11 protein-coding genes are annotated in these 16102 nt (G+C 37.4%); 2 read left to right on the top strand and 9 right to left on the bottom strand.

Annotation, left to right across the window (positions count from 1 at the left end; translation table 11 throughout):
- The first annotated feature begins 41 nt into the window (after window positions 1-41).
- Window positions 42-1394: a glutathione-disulfide reductase gene (gene gor, locus ACOWPH_RS20615; protein ID WP_015217256.1), complete on the top strand. Its 1353-nt coding sequence runs from the start codon at window positions 42-44 to the stop codon at window positions 1392-1394.
- Between the two features lie 126 nt (window positions 1395-1520).
- Here gor and ACOWPH_RS20610 read toward each other — a convergent pair whose 3' ends face one another.
- Window positions 1521-3401, bottom strand: coding sequence for an ABC transporter ATP-binding protein (locus ACOWPH_RS20610; protein WP_015217255.1), 1881 nt, complete (start codon window positions 3399-3401; stop codon window positions 1521-1523).
- A gap of 468 nt (window positions 3402-3869) precedes the next feature.
- Here ACOWPH_RS20610 and ACOWPH_RS20605 point away from each other — a divergent pair, with 468 nt between their 5' ends.
- A complete protein-coding gene (locus ACOWPH_RS20605; protein WP_015217254.1) occupies window positions 3870-4925 on the top strand; it encodes a hemerythrin domain-containing protein in 1056 nt (351 codons plus the stop codon).
- A gap of 411 nt (window positions 4926-5336) precedes the next feature.
- Here ACOWPH_RS20605 and ACOWPH_RS20600 read toward each other — a convergent pair whose 3' ends face one another.
- From ACOWPH_RS20600 to ACOWPH_RS20565, 8 genes are all read right to left on the bottom strand, one after another.
- On the bottom strand, window positions 5337-5651 hold the full coding sequence (locus tag ACOWPH_RS20600; RefSeq protein WP_015217253.1) for a chromosome segregation ATPase: 315 nt from the start codon (window positions 5649-5651) through the stop codon (window positions 5337-5339).
- A 278-nt stretch (window positions 5652-5929) separates the two neighbouring features.
- Window positions 5930-7111, bottom strand: a complete 1182-nt coding sequence (locus tag ACOWPH_RS20595; RefSeq protein WP_015217252.1) for a M20 family metallopeptidase — start codon at window positions 7109-7111, stop codon at window positions 5930-5932.
- A gap of 648 nt (window positions 7112-7759) precedes the next feature.
- Window positions 7760-8827 (bottom strand): AAA family ATPase, encoded by a 1068-nt coding sequence (locus ACOWPH_RS20590; RefSeq protein ID WP_015217251.1) that lies wholly within the window; start codon window positions 8825-8827, stop codon window positions 7760-7762.
- A 3-nt stretch (window positions 8828-8830) separates the two neighbouring features.
- The gene (locus ACOWPH_RS20585; protein WP_015217250.1) at window positions 8831-11242 is read right to left on the bottom strand and encodes a beta-propeller domain-containing protein; all 2412 of its coding nucleotides are present in this window, start codon (window positions 11240-11242) and stop codon (window positions 8831-8833) included.
- A gap of 183 nt (window positions 11243-11425) precedes the next feature.
- On the bottom strand, window positions 11426-11623 hold the full coding sequence (locus ACOWPH_RS20580; protein WP_015217249.1) for a hypothetical protein: 198 nt from the start codon (window positions 11621-11623) through the stop codon (window positions 11426-11428).
- Window positions 11610-12095: a type II toxin-antitoxin system VapC family toxin gene (locus ACOWPH_RS20575; protein WP_015217248.1), complete on the bottom strand. Its 486-nt coding sequence runs from the start codon at window positions 12093-12095 to the stop codon at window positions 11610-11612. Before ACOWPH_RS20575 ends, ACOWPH_RS20580 begins: the two co-directional genes overlap by 14 nt.
- A complete protein-coding gene (locus tag ACOWPH_RS20570) occupies window positions 12092-14479 on the bottom strand; it encodes a WD40 repeat domain-containing protein (protein ID WP_015217247.1) in 2388 nt (795 codons plus the stop codon). Before ACOWPH_RS20570 ends, ACOWPH_RS20575 begins: the two co-directional genes overlap by 4 nt.
- Window positions 14480-16045, bottom strand: coding sequence for an AAA family ATPase (locus tag ACOWPH_RS20565; protein WP_015217246.1), 1566 nt, complete (start codon window positions 16043-16045; stop codon window positions 14480-14482).
- Window positions 16046-16102 lie beyond the last annotated feature (57 nt).

Here is a 16102-nt window from a genome sequence, read left to right as displayed (position 1 = left end):
ACCACCATGTTCTTAATAGCAATATAAAACTTAGGGGACACATGAGCTACGATTTTGACTTATTTGTAATTGGTGCGGGTTCTGGTGGTATTGCCACTGCCAGACGTGCAGCAGAATATGGTGCCAAGGTAGGAATTGCTGAGTTTGACCGACTAGGCGGGACCTGCGTTAATCGTGGCTGTGTCCCCAAAAAACTCATGGTTTATTCTTCTAATTTCCCTAGCTTGTTTGAGGATGCCCAAGGATACGGCTGGAGTTCTGTCCAGAGTACTCTCGATTGGGAAAAGATGATCACGGTGGTCAATAACGAGGTAACTCGCCTCAATGGCATTTATCAAAAAATGCTTGATAACTCCAAAGTTGAGCTTTTGCAGGGATATGGACAGTTTGTTGATGCTCACACTATTGTCGTTGGCGAACGTCAAGTGACCGCAGACAAAGTGCTGATTGCTGTTGGTGGTCATCCTATTAAGCCCAACATTTTAGGAATTGAACACGCCATTACTTCTGATGATATTTTTAACCTCAAAGAACAACCCAAAAGAATGGTGATTTTGGGGGGTGGTTACATTGGTACAGAATTTGCTTGCATCATGAATGGATTGGGAACCGAAGTCACTCAGGTGATACGCGGTGATTATCTTTTGCGTGGTTTTGATGACGATTTACGGAATGAAATTCATCAAGGAATGACTAATCACGGGATTAAGATTCTCAGCAATATCGACATGATTGCTATTGAAAAGGATGCTGAAGGAATCAAGGTGACAGTTCGCAAAGATGGCGATTCTGAGGAGACAGTTGTTGTTGATGTTGTTAGTTTAGCTGCACTTGGACGCAAACCAAATACGCAAAATTTAGGTTTAGAAAATACCAAAGTTAAGCTGCATGATGGTGCAGTTGTTGTTGATAAATACAGTCGCACAGATGAAGAAAATATCTATGCTGTGGGAGATTGTACTAACACCATTAACCTGACTCCTGTAGCGATCAATGAAGGTCGAGCATTTGCTGATACTATGTTCGGTGGCAAGTCTCGTACCATGAGTTATGAAAATGTACCAACAGCCATCTTTACAAATCCAGAAGCCGCTACGGTTGGTTTGACGGAAGCAGAAGCTAGGGAAAAGTATGGTGATGCGGTAAAAATTTATCGCAGTCGCTTCCGCCCCATGTACTACACCTTAGCTGGTAAAGATGAAAAAACGATGATGAAACTGGTGGTTGATGAGAAGACTGATAAGGTGCTGGGAGCGCACATGGTGGGAACAAATGCGGCAGAGATTATTCAAGGAATTGCGATCGCACTCAAGATGGGTGCAACTAAAGCCAACTTTGATGCCACAGTAGGCATACATCCTAGTTCCGCTGAAGAGTTCGTCACCATGCGCTAAAAATCAGTTATGGCAGGAGTTCGGAGTCAGGAGTCAGCACTTAGGAGTCAGGAGTCAGGAGTCAGGAGTTAGGACTCAGGAGTTAGGAGTTCGGAGTCAGCACATTAATTCTGATTCCTGGATTCTTCAAGTTCCCAACATTTGCAAATTATGCAAAGTGGCGTAAAGTCCTCCTTGTTCTATCAATTGTTCATGACTTCCCTGCTCAACTAGTTCCCCACGCTTCAAAACAAAAATCCGGTCTACATTGCGAATAGTTGACAAGCGGTGAGCAATAATAATCGCCGTCCGTTTGATTAAAAGCTGATTTAACGCCTGTTGAACCAAAGCTTCTGTTCCCACATCTAAACTAGCAGTAGCTTCATCTAATACCAAAATTTGGGGATTACGAATAGCAGCACGAGCAAATGCTAAAAGTTGTTTTTGTCCACTAGAAATATTTGTTCCCCGTTCTCGTAATTGAGTATCATAACCTTGAGGCAATTGATCAATAAACTCAGAAACATTAGTTTTTTTTGCTGCTTGCTCAATCTCCTCAAAGGTGTAGCTATCCCCTAAGGTAATATTACTTTTGACATCACCAGCAAACAAAAAAGCTTCTTGTAAAATTACTGCCATATAACGCCGCAGTTCTGCTTGTGGTATCTCACGGATATCCACACCATCAATCAGAATACGTCCTTGAGTAGGTTCGTAGAGACGACACAAAAGCCGAATAATAGAACTTTTACCTGCACCTGTCGGACCCACCAAAGCTATTTTTTCCCCTGGATGAATTGTAAAATCTAAATCTTTAATTACATAATCATCATCTTTATAAGCAAACCAGACGTGTTCAAAACAAATTTCTCCAAGTTCAGGTGGGGTAGTAAAATTTTGTGATTCTAAATCCCTAATGATCTCATCTATATAGCCAAATTGAGCGTCTAAAAGTGAGAATCTAGAATTAATATTATCTCTAATTTCTATTGGTTCATCTAAAATATCGTTTACCCTTTCAACGGCAGTAAACCCAGATTGAATAACAGTGAATTTTTCGGCAAAATTCCGCAGAGGATCAAATAACTGCTGGGCATACAAAATAAATGTAGCTAAAATACCAAAGGTAAGATTTTTTTCTAACAGTAACCAACCACCTATTCCCAATACTCCCGCAATAGCAATCAAGCTCACCCATTCCAATGTTCCTGACACAGCAGAATCATACCAAATGGTGGCATCCACTTCTTTAACATAGCGGTTGTTTGTAGCACGAAACAATTCCGCATTGAATTTTTCCCGGCGGAACAACTGCACTACATTAATACCAACAATGTTTTCTTGTAGCTGGGAGTTGAGTTTTGATAATTCTTCTCGTACTTTGTAATTAGCATCGCGATACTGCTGCTGAAAGTAAATAATTAACCAGGTGATTGGGCAAAGAATTAATAACAGCAAGCAAGCAAGTTGCCATTGGAGAGAAAGCATTAAGCCGACAATTACCACCATGGAAAACAAATCGGAGACAATGCCAATTGCCCCTGTAGCAAAAACATCTCCTAAACTTTCGACATCACTGGTGAGTCTAGTTATGAGTTTACCTACGGGTGTACGGTCAAAAAAACGCACCGCAAGAGATGTGACGTGACTAAATAAATCTTCACGAATTGTAGCTGTAATTTTTTGCCCTAGCTTCTGTACGAGATAGCCCTGAATACCTGTGAGTGATAGTCTCGTAACTATCGTAGCGAGGAAGCATCCTTGGAGGATACTTAACCCTTCCCATAACGAGCGATTTTTGAAAAATTCGTAGGTACTTGGTTCTTGCCGAATCAGGGATATTGCCTGTCCAATTAGTAGTGGTTGAATGGCGTTAGCTATGGAAATAGGGACGAGTAAAAACATTGATAGCGCTAATAACCGCCCGTTACGGCGGGCATAAGGTACTAGACGCAAAAACAACCGCCAGTCATTTCTACGGGGACGGTATTCTTTGTTAGATTTTTTCTGGGATTGATAGATGACCATATTATAAAGTTAATTGAGGTTTAGACTTTATTTATACAAATGTACTATTTATTTTTGCAGTTTAATGCATAAATCCTAAGGCATTTTTTGGTGGTATAGAACATTAATCTCCAAAATGCTAATCTGAAATCGCTTCTAAGTAATTAAACATTTTTTTATACACTTAATCCCGGCATCTTAAGCAAAAGAGTCAAATTTGATTTTGTAGTTTCCATTATCCACATCAATTGAGTCAATTCGTAAATTGGTCATTGAAATTTATCTATCTCCAGATAGAACACGAACTAGTATTTTATATATCTTTCTATAGAAGGCAATAATAATTAACAAGAATTCAGGGGATTTATTACTAATTATATATCCAGCATTAAGCAGGTAATAGCTCAAAAGAAAGATGCAAATTCTCTAGTTATTATGTCAACCTGAAATTGGTAAGAAATGTGATTACTTTGGCGAGGAGAATTTAAAATGGTAATGACTTTAGATGATACCAAACGGAATGCTATTGCAGTAAAATTGGCAGATATGAAATTGCTGCAACAGCTATGTATTGATAATGAAGAACTCTTTTTGAGAGAATGCTCGGATGGAGAAATAACCGATAGTATTCGCCGGATGCTTGATGATGACCGCAAAAATCAAGGTATTCTCGATACTGTTGTGGTTCAATATGGCATCCAAAAAGATGCGGACTCAACTGTGCAACAAATGGTGCAATCAATTCGCAAATTAATGGAAGGTAGTGAATTAAGTTTTTTTGAAAAAGTATTTCAGCATGAGTTGTTGAAGCATCAACAAGTGATGAATGGGCTTACAATTCATAAAGCTGCGCAGATAGTTGGTGCAGATGTCATGGCAGCAATCGGCCCTTTAAATACTATCAATTTTGAAAATCGCGCTCATCAAGAACAATTGAAAGGAGTTCTAGAAATATTGGGTGTGCGGGAACTAACTGGACAAGATGCTGATCAGGGGATTTGGTCGCGTGTGCAAGATGCGATCGCTGCTATTAGTGGTGCAGTGGGTAGTGCTGTTACCCAATCTTCTGATAAACAGGATATGAATATCCAAGATGTTCTGCGTATGGATCACAATAAAGTAAATATCTTGTTTACAGAATTAATACAAAGCGATGATCCTCGAAAAATACAAGAATATTTTGGACAAATTTATAAAGATCTCTGCGCCCATGCAGCAGCTGAAGAGGAAATTGTCTATCCCAGAGTACGTCCTTTTTACGGTGAAGCCAATACTCAAGAATTATATGACGAACAAGCTCGCTGGGGTCCAGTATTTGAGCAATTGAGAGCTATTAGCCCTTCTACACCTGAATTTAAAGACAGAATTAAAAAAATATGGGATGAAATTGGCGACCATATTCGACAAGAAGAAAGCACAATGTTTGCTTCTATTCGGAACAATATGAGTAGTCAAGAAAGCGAGGAATTAGCTACTCAGTTCAAAGCTGCAAAAGGTAGGATTCAAGAGCAAATGGGAGAAACTAAAACAGAGGCAAATGTTTAGATTCTGACTTAGTGATATGATGTCCGGCTGATTAACCATAAATGTAGAGATGTTCCATTGAGCGTCTTTACATTTATCGCCTTTTTTATTATTTTCGACTCAACAAACATCATATGCTAAGTAATATACAGCAGACTTCAGGAGTCAGGAGTCAGGAGTCAGGAGTAAAACTGGCTTCATGTATAGGTTTTAATTTATATTTTGTACCTCCTAACTACGCAAACTGCTGTAGCATTTTCTAGTATAATGAAGTACAAAAATATCTGCGTTCAATTATTACTGCTTGTACCTCATTTGAATGGGAACTGTTATATAGCAACCCCATTTAATTTACAAGGGTTTAGTAAACATAAACCCTGTTTGTTTATTAATTCAAGGATGAAAGTTGTAGTTATTTATCTTTCATTTAATTCATCCAAGACCTAACATTCTATTAACCTGTTCTGACTGTAATGGCTTGCGCTCTATATTCTGAAAACATTCAACTTTTTTTAGATATGTTGAGGCGGTTTTGAAATTACTTAGATTCAGTAAAACCATATCTTCATATACTGAGTCTTGGGGAATTTTAATATCTAAAACTAATTCTTCTAGTTTATTTTGATCAATCGCAAATTTTAGATATTTTACAAATACTTCCCGCTTTTTAGATCGTACAGTTAATAAGTACCAATTATTACTGGTGGGTTGTGGTGATGAAGATTCTATAGGTTCTATTGGTGGCATATTAGGGTAAGTTTTTGTTGATATGAAAAATTCTCAGCTATCTGGTAAATTGTTTTGATTAATATTAGATCCAAATAATAATACAACCTCTACAACATCACATATTTTTAAATAATTTGTCAACGTATAAAATTAATTAATATTTTGTTGTTGACGATAAATGTCTATATTTTTGGCCAAATTGTAATACCAAGCGTATTACAATCACGGCTGATTACTACTCAATTACTACCAAATATTTGTGAAGTGCCGGTTATATCCCTTATAGAAAAAGAAATTTATTTTAGTTGGTAATATCTGTAAGCGGCATAAGCCAACGTCACCACCCCGGTAATAATGGCAGATTCATCAACTTCAAATTGGGGATGATGTAAGGGATGATTAATGATTCTATCTTTGTAACCTACACCCAAGCGAAACATTGAACCGGGGGCGTGTTCTAAATAAACAGAAAAATCTTCAGCCCCAAGGGATGGTTCTGGTAAAACTTGGACTAGTTCACTACTCCAAGCTTCTTCTGCTGATGATTGCAATAATTGTGTTAGTGCATAATCGTTTTGTACACTGGGTACGCCCTGACGATAATTAACTTGGTATTTAGCGCCGTAGGAATTGCAAACATTAGCGACAATATTCTCAATCCATTGTGCTAATTGGGCGCGGGTTTCTGGGTGGAGCGATCGCACCGTACCTAATAACTGTACTTTATCAGCAATCACATTCGGCGCTCTACCACCATTAATCTGTCCAATACTCAACACAACAGGACGTAAAGGATTTTGAGTGCGGCTAATCGCTTGTTGCAATGTAGTAATAACTTGGGCAGCAATCCAAATAGCATCAATCGCTTCATGGGGACGCGCACCATGTCCAGATTCACCCATAATGATAATCTCTAAATCATCCGCTGCTGCTGTCAAAGCCCCATAACGGATACCAACAGAACCAGCAGGGATAGAAGGAAAAACATGAACCCCCAAAATAGCAGAGACATTCTCCATCACCCCATCTTTTACCATCCAGCTTGCACCTTGGGCAATTTCCTCCGCTGGCTGAAATAAAAACCTGATTTTACCACCCAACTCATCTGCTATTTGGGAAAGTACCATTGCTGTACCTAATCCCACCGTAGTATGAACATCATGACCACAAGCGTGCATCACTCCTTCTTTACGAGAAGAATATTCTAACCCGCTGCGTTCTTGGATTGGCAAAGCATCCATATCAGTGCGAATTGCCAAAATCCGATCATCTTGATTAGCACCTTGTAATTCGCCAATCACACCAGTTTTACCCACTCCCTCTTCTACGTGTAAGCCACTGGAAGACAGTACCCCAGCCACAAAAGCAGCAGTTTGATACTCTTGTCCACTGAGTTCTGGGTGTGAGTGAATATGGCGGCGAATCTCCACTAAGCGGGGTGCTAGGGTGGTGGCTAAGGCTTTAATTCGGGTCAGCATTTAATTAATTTTAGTTGATCAGTGTTGTTTCCATGATAGATAAGTGCCAATTGCCAAAATGCTCTCACTTGACAGGAAAAAAGGGCTTTGGCCTCCCATCTGGGGCAATTGTGAAGAAGATATAAAAATTTTGCAAATTATAATGCTAAGACTAGCCAAAGCCAAACAAATGATATAAAATTTATTTTAGTGACTATACCGAAAGATTTATAGACTACCAATTATGTGGTCCCCCTAGTTTGGAAAACAAAGCAGCTAGGGGGATCTTGTCTTATATCTCGTTCCTAGACTCCGGCTAGAAATGCTATCAAGAGTCTCTGACTCTACTGTCATCACCAGTCTTTCTAGAATTCATAAGAGAACTCCATAAAAAAGATGATCCAATCTTGTGGGATGGGCATCCTGCCAGTCCTTGTATTATTAGCAGGCTTTTCGGCCTGCACCACAAGAAATTTTGGGATATTTTTTTATTTGGAAGTCTCTAAATTATCCAGAGTGTCTAAACGACAATAAACCCGCAATATTATATTTTTATTTATTAAAACGTTTTAAAACTGGGTGAGAACAAACACTTATCACCGGAATCAGGAGTGAATTTAACGAACCGCAGAGACGCAGAGGGCGCAGAGGTAAAAAAATGTTAACATCTTATTTATGATCGCTATTTATATTATTTTGTTGCCTCAACCAATCACAAAAACTAGGATGATAAAAACTATAATTAACTTCTTCTCCGATTGATTTTAAATGTAAAAATTCTCGCCATTTGTCTAAAATAACCTTAATCTCATATTCATCTTCATCTAATCTTTCTGCTATATTTTGTATTGATATTGATTGCTCTTGAACTAAGATAGTTAACAACTGTAAAGCCATTTCTGGCTGGTTATTAGTTGCTGAATTCATCTTTTCTAAATGCTTTTGGTAATAGAGTTGTAAATCTTCAGAGTAAATTTCCTCGTTAATAGCTGCCCAAGTTTCCTTAACATACATAAAATTTGTTTCACTATTATCAATTGGTGTCAATAATTGATCATTAATATTCTGAGAAATTAAATAACTTTTAATATATTCTTGGACATCAGCGCAATTTTGCTCTAGGTAATTTGATAAATCTAAAGACTGAGATGGGGTTTCAATTAATAAACCAGATTTATCTGCTAAAAAAGGACGACGAGTGAGGATAAAATAAACCTTTTCTGGTAAATAGCGAGGTAAATAGAAAAGATTTGAGCCGCGTGGTTGATTATTAATATCAATTCTGTCACAACCATCAATAGTAATAATTAACCGTTCTTCTGAATTTAATCTACTACTGATTTGTTGCAATAATAATGATAAAAAACCACTATTCTCTGTGGTAGAATTGGTTAAATTATTAGTTGTATCTTTACTAACTTGATGTTGGGCAATTTCTATCAATTGATTGCAAGTCATTGTCAGAAATTCTTCAGCGCGATTTTTACCAGCAATTTCCACATTATAATAAACAATTCCCGGATTTTGACTGACATAATGGGCAAGAATGGCACTTTTACCAATACCCGGTTCACCGATGATAGTAAAATAGCCCCGGTCATATTGATTGAGAAATTTATTAATAGCAGAAAAGACAAATTCACGACCGACAAAGTTGTAATTTTTAGCAGTAATAATTTGCTGAAATTCTGGGGGATATCTGGGGATATTGATTGTATGTTGAGTGATATTATTCATTTTTTAACCACCTTCTAAAAGAAGAAAATGAACACGTCCTGATTGTTCTCCTGCTGCAATTGTCCACCCATTTGGAGAAACAGCACAACATATAATAGATGTGTCACCAGTAAAAGTAGAAATCACCTCTCCTGTTTCCAAATCCCATAATTTCAGAGTGTTATCATCAGAACTAGAAAGCGCATTTTTACCATTAGGTGTAATCGCTACAGACCTTACCCAATTTTCATGACCAACAAAAGTAAAAATTTCCTTTCCTGTTTCTAAATCCCATAATTTTAGAGTCTTATCATCAGAACCAGATAGGGCTTTTTTACCATCTGGTGTAATCGCTACTGTTTTTACTCTATGGGTATGACCAAAAAGGGTAAAAATTTCCTGATTTGTCTCTAAATTCCATAGTTTTAGGGTGTTATCCCAAGAACCAGAAATGGCTTTTTTACCGTCTGCTGTAATCGCTAAAGACCAGATTGCACCTCTATGACCCCAAAAAGTATAAATTTCTCTTCCTGTTTCTAAATCCCATAATTTTAGGGAGTTATCTTCTGAACCAGAGAGGATTTTTTTACCGTCTGGTGTAATAGCAACTGCCCAAATTGAACCATGATGACCTCTAAAAGTATAAACTTCCTTCCCTATTTCTAAATCCCACAATTTTAGGGTATTATCAGATGCACCAGAAATGGCTTTTTTGCTATCTGGGGTAATAGCTACTGCTTGTACCCAGGAATTATGACCGGTGTTTGCATACTCTTGTAAAGGAAGAGTTAAAATTTCTGTTCCTGTTTGTAAATCCCACAGTTTTAGAGTTTTATCATCAGAACCAGAAACTGCTTTTTTACCATCAGGTGTAATTGCTACTGTATTTACCCAATCATTATGACCTGTGTTTGCGTAGCGTTCCGAAGGAAGGGTAGAAATTTCTTGTTCTGTTTCTAAATCCCACAATTTCAAAGTTTTATCATCTAAACCAACAAGGGCTTTTTTACCATCAGGTGTAATCGCTACTGCATTTACCCATTCGTTAAAACCTGTGAGGATAGAGATTGATTTTCCTGTATCCAAATCCCAGAGTTTTACAGCTTTTTTACCATCTGGGGTAATATCTAATTTATTGACCGAATCATTATTATTTGTATAACATTTAGAAGGAAGGGTAGAAATTTCCTTTCCTGTTTCCAAATCCCACAATTTTAATGTTTTATCATAAGCACCAGAAACAGCTTTTTTTCCATCAGATGTAATTGCTACTGACCTAACCCAGTTATTATGACCAGTCAGAGTAAAAATTTCTTGACTAGTTTCTAAATCCCACATTTTCAATGTATTGTCATCTGAACCAGAAACAGCTTTTTTTCCATCAGGTGTAATTGCTACTGTTCTGACCCAACCGTTATGACCTCTGTTTGCGTAGCGTTCCGAAGGAAGAGTAAAAATTTCTAACCCAGTTTCTAAATCCCACATTTTCAACGTGTTGTCATCTGAACCAGAAACGGCTTTTTTACCATCTGGGGTAATTGCTACTGCATTTACCCAATTTTGATGACCTGTCAGAGTTAAAATTTCTGTTCCTGTTTCCAAATCCCATAGTTTTAAGGTGTGGTCATCAGCACCAGAAATAGCTTTTTTACCATCAGGTGTAATTGCTACTGCATTAACGCAACTGTAATGACCTGTTAGGGTAGAAATTTCTTTACCTGTTTCTAAATTCCATATTTTTAAAGTATTATCATCAGCACCGGAAATGGCTGTTTTTCCATTGGGGGTAATGGCTACTGCATTGACATAACTATGATGACCAATAAAGGTAAAAATATCCTTTCCTGTGTCTAAGTCCCACAGTTTTAGGGTATTGTCATCAGAACTAGAAACGGCTTTTTTCCCGTCTGGTGTAATTGCTACTGCTCTGACTGAGTTATTATGACCTGTGAAGGTACGCAGCAGTTTTCCGTCAGGAGTGGTCAAGCTGGCTGTAATGGGACGAAATCGTGGAATTTCACTGTTACTGTCCGCTGCATCTGCTAATATTTTCTGAATATCTGAATTTTGAAAACTCTGTAATCTTCCCCATAATTGGCTAACTAATTGATTTGGGTCTTGACTCAACACATGGGCTGATAATAGGAGGGCATTTTGAATTAATTTCAGAGTTTTAATTTTTGCCGTTTCTAGTTTCTCATCTGCTTCTAAATTATCTAATATTTCTGGATTAGCAATTAAATCATAATCTTTAATTAGGGCTTCTACTCCAAAGTTAGGAGATAGAATTTTCAGCCAAATAAAATCAAAATCGGTGAGGGTTTGATAATATTTTTCTGAGTTTCCCGCTTTTAACTGTTGTTCAGGAAATTGACTCATAAACAAATTTTTAAATTCTGCTGATTTTGCGGCTAATTTAGTGGCAAGATTCCCCATTTTATTCCACCTTTTTATTTAGATTCCCGACTTGTTAAAGAAGTGGGGTATCTGGTATATTATTTAATTATTCCCAAAAATCCACATTTAGCATTGCATCAATATCACAACTAAATGGCCATTCAGATTTTTGACAGATGTGTTATTAAACGTTAATTTACTTTATTTGATATAATAAAAAATTTACATTTTTTCTTTTCTAATCTCTTCAATATCTTGCCAAAATTCTGCTCTTGTTACATTTTTTAGAGACTCTTGGCGTTCTTTTGTATAATCACCAAAACCCCAACCCATTTCTTGTAAAAAGCGTATTGTGTCAATTTGTCCTAACTCTTTAACTAAGGCTTGATAACCTTTTGTACGTAATTCAATCAGTGTCATTTTCATCATCTCCAGTTAATAGAAAACTATTCATTAACCAAGTTACAGGATTTTCTAATTGAACTTGTAATATATTACGATATTTAATTGCTTTTTTAAGTAATCTATCATCCGTTGTTAATAATACATCTATTTTAGCATATTCAGCACAAGCAACATGAAAAGAATCATAAAGACTAAATCCTAGTTGTTCTAATTCTTGGGAACGTTGATCTATTTCTTCATTTAAAACGATTTGATAATCAACTAGCTTTAAGAGTTCTCTAATTTCTTTTAATTTATCAATATTAGTCATTTTTCTTAACTCTGCTTGAATAGCTTCGCTACTGACTAACTTATATTTTCCTGATTTAACCAGCTTGAAAATTTTAATAACTGCTTCTCCTTCTAAACGATTTCTATCATAACTCCAATCATCAAAAGGGCGATTTAAACAACAAACATCAAGATAAATAAAATAAGATTTGCTCATTGTATATCCCCTCCCTCCAAGCGCAGGAAATGAAGCCGTCCTGATTGTTCTCCTACGACAATTGTTAACCCATTGAGAGAAACTACACAACACGATAGAGGACTTTCACCAATAAAAGTAGAGATTTCTGTTCCTTTTTCCAAATCCCAAGCCTTCAGAGTTTCGTCATCAGAAGCAGAAATGGCTATTTTCTCATCTGGGGTAATGGCTACTGCTCGTACAAAGGAGTGATGACCAGTCAGGGTAGAGATTTCTGTTCCCTGCTCCAAATCCCACACTTTCAGGGTTTTGTCACCTGAACCAGAAACGGCTATTTTCCCATTTGGGGAGATCGCTATTGCTCTTACCCAAGATTTATGACCAGTCAGGGTAGAGATTTCCGTTCCTGTCTGCAAATCCCACACCTTCAGGGTCTTGTCATCAGAACCAGAAACGGCTGTTTTCCCATTTGGGGAGATCGCTACTGCTCGTACAAAGGAGTGATGACCAGTCAGGGTAGAGATTTCCGTTCCTGTCTGCAAATCCCACACCTTCAGGGTCTTGTCATCAGAACCAGAAACGGCTGTTTTCCTATCTGGAGAATTGGCGTACCCCACTGTAGGTATCGCTACAGCTTGTATCGAATGGTTATGACCAGTTAGAGTAGAGATTTCCGTTCCTGTCTGCAAATCCCACACCTTCAGGGTCTTGTCATCAGAACCAGAAACGGCTGTTTTCCCATTTGGGGATATTGCTACTGCTCTTACCCAATCGTTATGACTAGTAAGAGTAGAGATTTCCGTTCCTGTTTGCAAATCCCACAGTTTCAGGGTGTTATCATCTGAACCAGAAACTGCTGTTTTCCCATCTGGGGAGATTGCTACTGCTCTTACCGAATGGTTATGACCAGTTAGGGTAGAGATTTCCTCACCTGTCTGCAAATTCCACACTTTCATGGTGTGGTCACGTGAACTAGAAACCACTATTTTCTCATCTGGGGAGATTGCTACTGCTCGTACCGAAGAGCTATGACCAGTTAGGGTAGAAATTTCTGTTCTCTTCTCCAAATTCCACAGTTTCAGGGTGTTATCATCTGAACCAGAAACTGCTGTTTTCCCATCTGGGGAGATTGCTACTGCTCTTACCGAAAAGTTATGACCAGTCAGGGTAGAAATTTCTGTTCCCTTCTCCAAATTCCACAGTTTCATGGTTTTATCATCTGAACCAGAAACTGCTGTTTCGCCATCTGGAGCGATTACTATTGCATTTACCAAGTTGTCATGACCAGTTAGGGTATAGATTTCCTTACCCGTCTGCAAATTCCACAGTTTCAGGGTGTGGTCATCAGAACCAGAAACGGCTATTTTCCCATTTGGGGTAATAGCTACTGCTTGTACCGAATTGGTATGACCAGTCAGGGTAGAGATTTCCTCACCTGTCTGCAAATCCCACAGTTTCAGGGTGTGGTCATCAGAACCAGAAACGGCTATTTTCCCATTTGGGGTAATAGCTACTGCTCGTACCGAAAAGTTATGACCAGTCAGGGTAGAGATTTCCTCACCTGTCTGCAAATCCCACAGTTTCAGGGTGTGGTCATCAGAACCAGAAACGGCTATTTTCCCATTTGGGGTAATAGCTACTGCTCGTACCGAAAAGTTATGACCAGTCAGAGTAGAGATTTCTGTTCCCTTCTCCAAATTCCACAGTTTCATGGTTTTATCATCTGAACCAGAAATGATTGTTTTCCCATCTGGGGTAATAGCTACTGCATTTACCAAGTTGTCATGACCACTTAGGGTAGAAATTTCCTTTCCTGTCTCCAAATCCCACACCTTCAGGGTGTTGTCATCTGAACCAGAAACGGCTTTTTTGCCATCTGGGGTAATAGCTACTGCATTTACCGAGTATTTATGACCTGTGAGGGTACGCAGTAAATTTCCACCTGGAGTAGTTAAACTAGCTGTAATAGGACGAAATCGCGGAATTTTACTTTTACTTTGTGCTGCATCTGCTAATATTTGCTGAATTTCTCGCTGTTGAAAACTCTGCAATCTTCCCCATAATTGTCCTACTAATTGATTTGAGTCCTGATTCAAAACATGGGAGGATAACTCTAGAGTCTGTTGAATTATTTTTAGGGTTTTGATTTGTTCTAGTGTTAATTGTTTATCATCTGCTAAGTTTTCTAATTTTCCAGGATCTTCAACTAATAAATAATCTCTTGTTAGAGCTTCTATTCCAAAATTAGGATATTGAATCTTCAGACAAATAAAATCAAAATCTGTCAGAGTTTGATAATACTTTTCCGAGTTTCCTGCTTTTAACTGTTGTTCAGGAAACTGCCCCAAAAACATACTTTGAAATTCTGCTGATTTTGAAGCTAATTTAGTGGCAATGCTCCCCATTTATTCCATCTCCTTGAGCATATAATCAGCCATACTTTTATTAACTTCTCTAAACAGTTTTCGACCTGTTTTTAATTTGTCTTGACCTTTGAGAAATTCTAGAAAACTGCGATGATAAATACTATAGTATGTTTTTTCTTCCTCTATATTTACTTTCGGTGTGACATATTCAATCCAATCATCTAAGACATCTTTAACATCATATTCATCTTCATCCAGAATTTCTGCAATCAGGTTTAGAGATATGGGTTCACCTCTTTCTACCAAGATATAAAGTATTTTTACTTTCTTTTCATTGGCTTCTTTATCCATCCCCATTCTTGTCCAATGACTTGTATAATAGTCTTGTAGACCTTGGGGTAAACCCTTTAAAGTTAAATCATTATATTTACCTTCAGCTATTCCCGGTAATAAATAACGCAAATAGATAAAATTATTTTCACTCTTAACCGCTATTTCTTGAATAAAATTATCCTCAGAGATGTTGCGTTCATTAATCCAATTTCTGAGTTTTTGCTCATTATTCAATGATAAGTGCAGATACTCTTTTACGTCTTCTTGACTCAAAGCTGTATAATCACCTTTTGTTAAATCTAATTCATCTACAGGAGTATCAGGAGACAAATTTAAACGCTTTGTTTCTTGGTTATAAGGTCTTCTAGTTAGTAAAAAATAAATTCCATCAGGCAGATTTTGCGGTAAATCTAAAAGATTACTATTTCCTTCTTGTTCTACTTCATCTAGTGCATCTACAACAATAACTAATTTTTGTCCTTGGAGTTTTTCACTGGTTTTTTCTAGTAAAGTTCTCAAATCAGCGTTGTCTGCATTTTGCAAAGAATAACGCTTGATTAGTTGTTGACGAATACTGGCTAAAAACTTTTCTGGTTTGTTGCGTCCTTCTGCGAAAACATTGAAATAGCAGGGGAATTTAGTGGCTAAGACGTATTTAGCAGCGATCGCACTTTTTCCCATCCCTGCATCCCCAATTACGGTAAAATAACCTTTGGCTTGGGTGGTGAAGAATTTATTAATAGCTTTGAAAACAAAATCACGCCCGCAAAATAAGCGAGTTTTTTCAAAGATTAAGGCTTTAAATTCTTTGGGATAAACGTCTAAATTCCAATCTGGATAGGGTTGATATTTTGAAGATTTGGTTTGTTTAGCAACTGCAATAAAAGCTTCACCAAATTCTTCTAATTCCGCCGAAAAGTTGATTTTCGCATTGATTATATGCGTTTTTAGTTCGTTATTTTGATTAAGAAATTTTTTTGTGTTCTCTACAAACTGAAAGGGAGCATTATTACTATAAGCATCCCAAAAATAATCTTTAATTACTTTTTCTCTAAATAGGTTTAAAATTGCTTCTGGCTTAAATACTCCATATTTGACCAGAGTATAACCATAAACGGTATCAACATCATCAAGAATTTGGGTAGGATTGAGTTTTAATTCTTGTAAAACTTTGATGACAGCTTCATTTTTTTGAGCTTGTTTAATGATTAGTTGACTAGCTTGAGGGGCATATTTACTAATCACGGAAGTAATGGCGGCAAATTCTATCATGGTTGATTACCCAAAATTTATAATATTTACTACGTTATTAATGCGTAATTACAGTTA

This window comes from Anabaena sp. PCC 7938 (genome assembly GCF_049315035.1).
GTDB lineage: Bacteria > Cyanobacteriota > Cyanobacteriia > Cyanobacteriales > Nostocaceae > Anabaena > Anabaena cylindrica.
The sequence above is the reverse complement of the archived record's forward strand: the minus strand, read 5'-3'. Positions and strand labels throughout refer to the sequence as shown.

Excerpts from the sequence above, each read along its gene's own strand:
- gor (WP_015217256.1), top strand. The coding sequence starts at position 42 with ATGAGCTACGATTTTGACTTATTTGTAATTGGTGCGGGTTCTGGTGGT.
- ACOWPH_RS20610 (WP_015217255.1), bottom strand. The coding sequence starts at position 3,401 with ATGGTCATCTATCAATCCCAGAAAAAATCTAACAAAGAATACCGTCCC.
- ACOWPH_RS20605 (WP_015217254.1), top strand. The coding sequence starts at position 3,870 with ATGGTAATGACTTTAGATGATACCAAACGGAATGCTATTGCAGTAAAA.
- ACOWPH_RS20600 (WP_015217253.1), bottom strand. The coding sequence starts at position 5,651 with ATGCCACCAATAGAACCTATAGAATCTTCATCACCACAACCCACCAGT.
- ACOWPH_RS20595 (WP_015217252.1), bottom strand. The coding sequence starts at position 7,111 with ATGCTGACCCGAATTAAAGCCTTAGCCACCACCCTAGCACCCCGCTTA.
- ACOWPH_RS20590 (WP_015217251.1), bottom strand. The coding sequence starts at position 8,827 with ATGAATAATATCACTCAACATACAATCAATATCCCCAGATATCCCCCA.
- ACOWPH_RS20585 (WP_015217250.1), bottom strand. The coding sequence starts at position 11,242 with ATGGGGAATCTTGCCACTAAATTAGCCGCAAAATCAGCAGAATTTAAA.
- ACOWPH_RS20580 (WP_015217249.1), bottom strand. The coding sequence starts at position 11,623 with ATGACACTGATTGAATTACGTACAAAAGGTTATCAAGCCTTAGTTAAA.
- ACOWPH_RS20575 (WP_015217248.1), bottom strand. The coding sequence starts at position 12,095 with ATGAGCAAATCTTATTTTATTTATCTTGATGTTTGTTGTTTAAATCGC.
- ACOWPH_RS20570 (WP_015217247.1), bottom strand. The coding sequence starts at position 14,479 with ATGGGGAGCATTGCCACTAAATTAGCTTCAAAATCAGCAGAATTTCAA.
- ACOWPH_RS20565 (WP_015217246.1), bottom strand. The coding sequence starts at position 16,045 with ATGATAGAATTTGCCGCCATTACTTCCGTGATTAGTAAATATGCCCCT.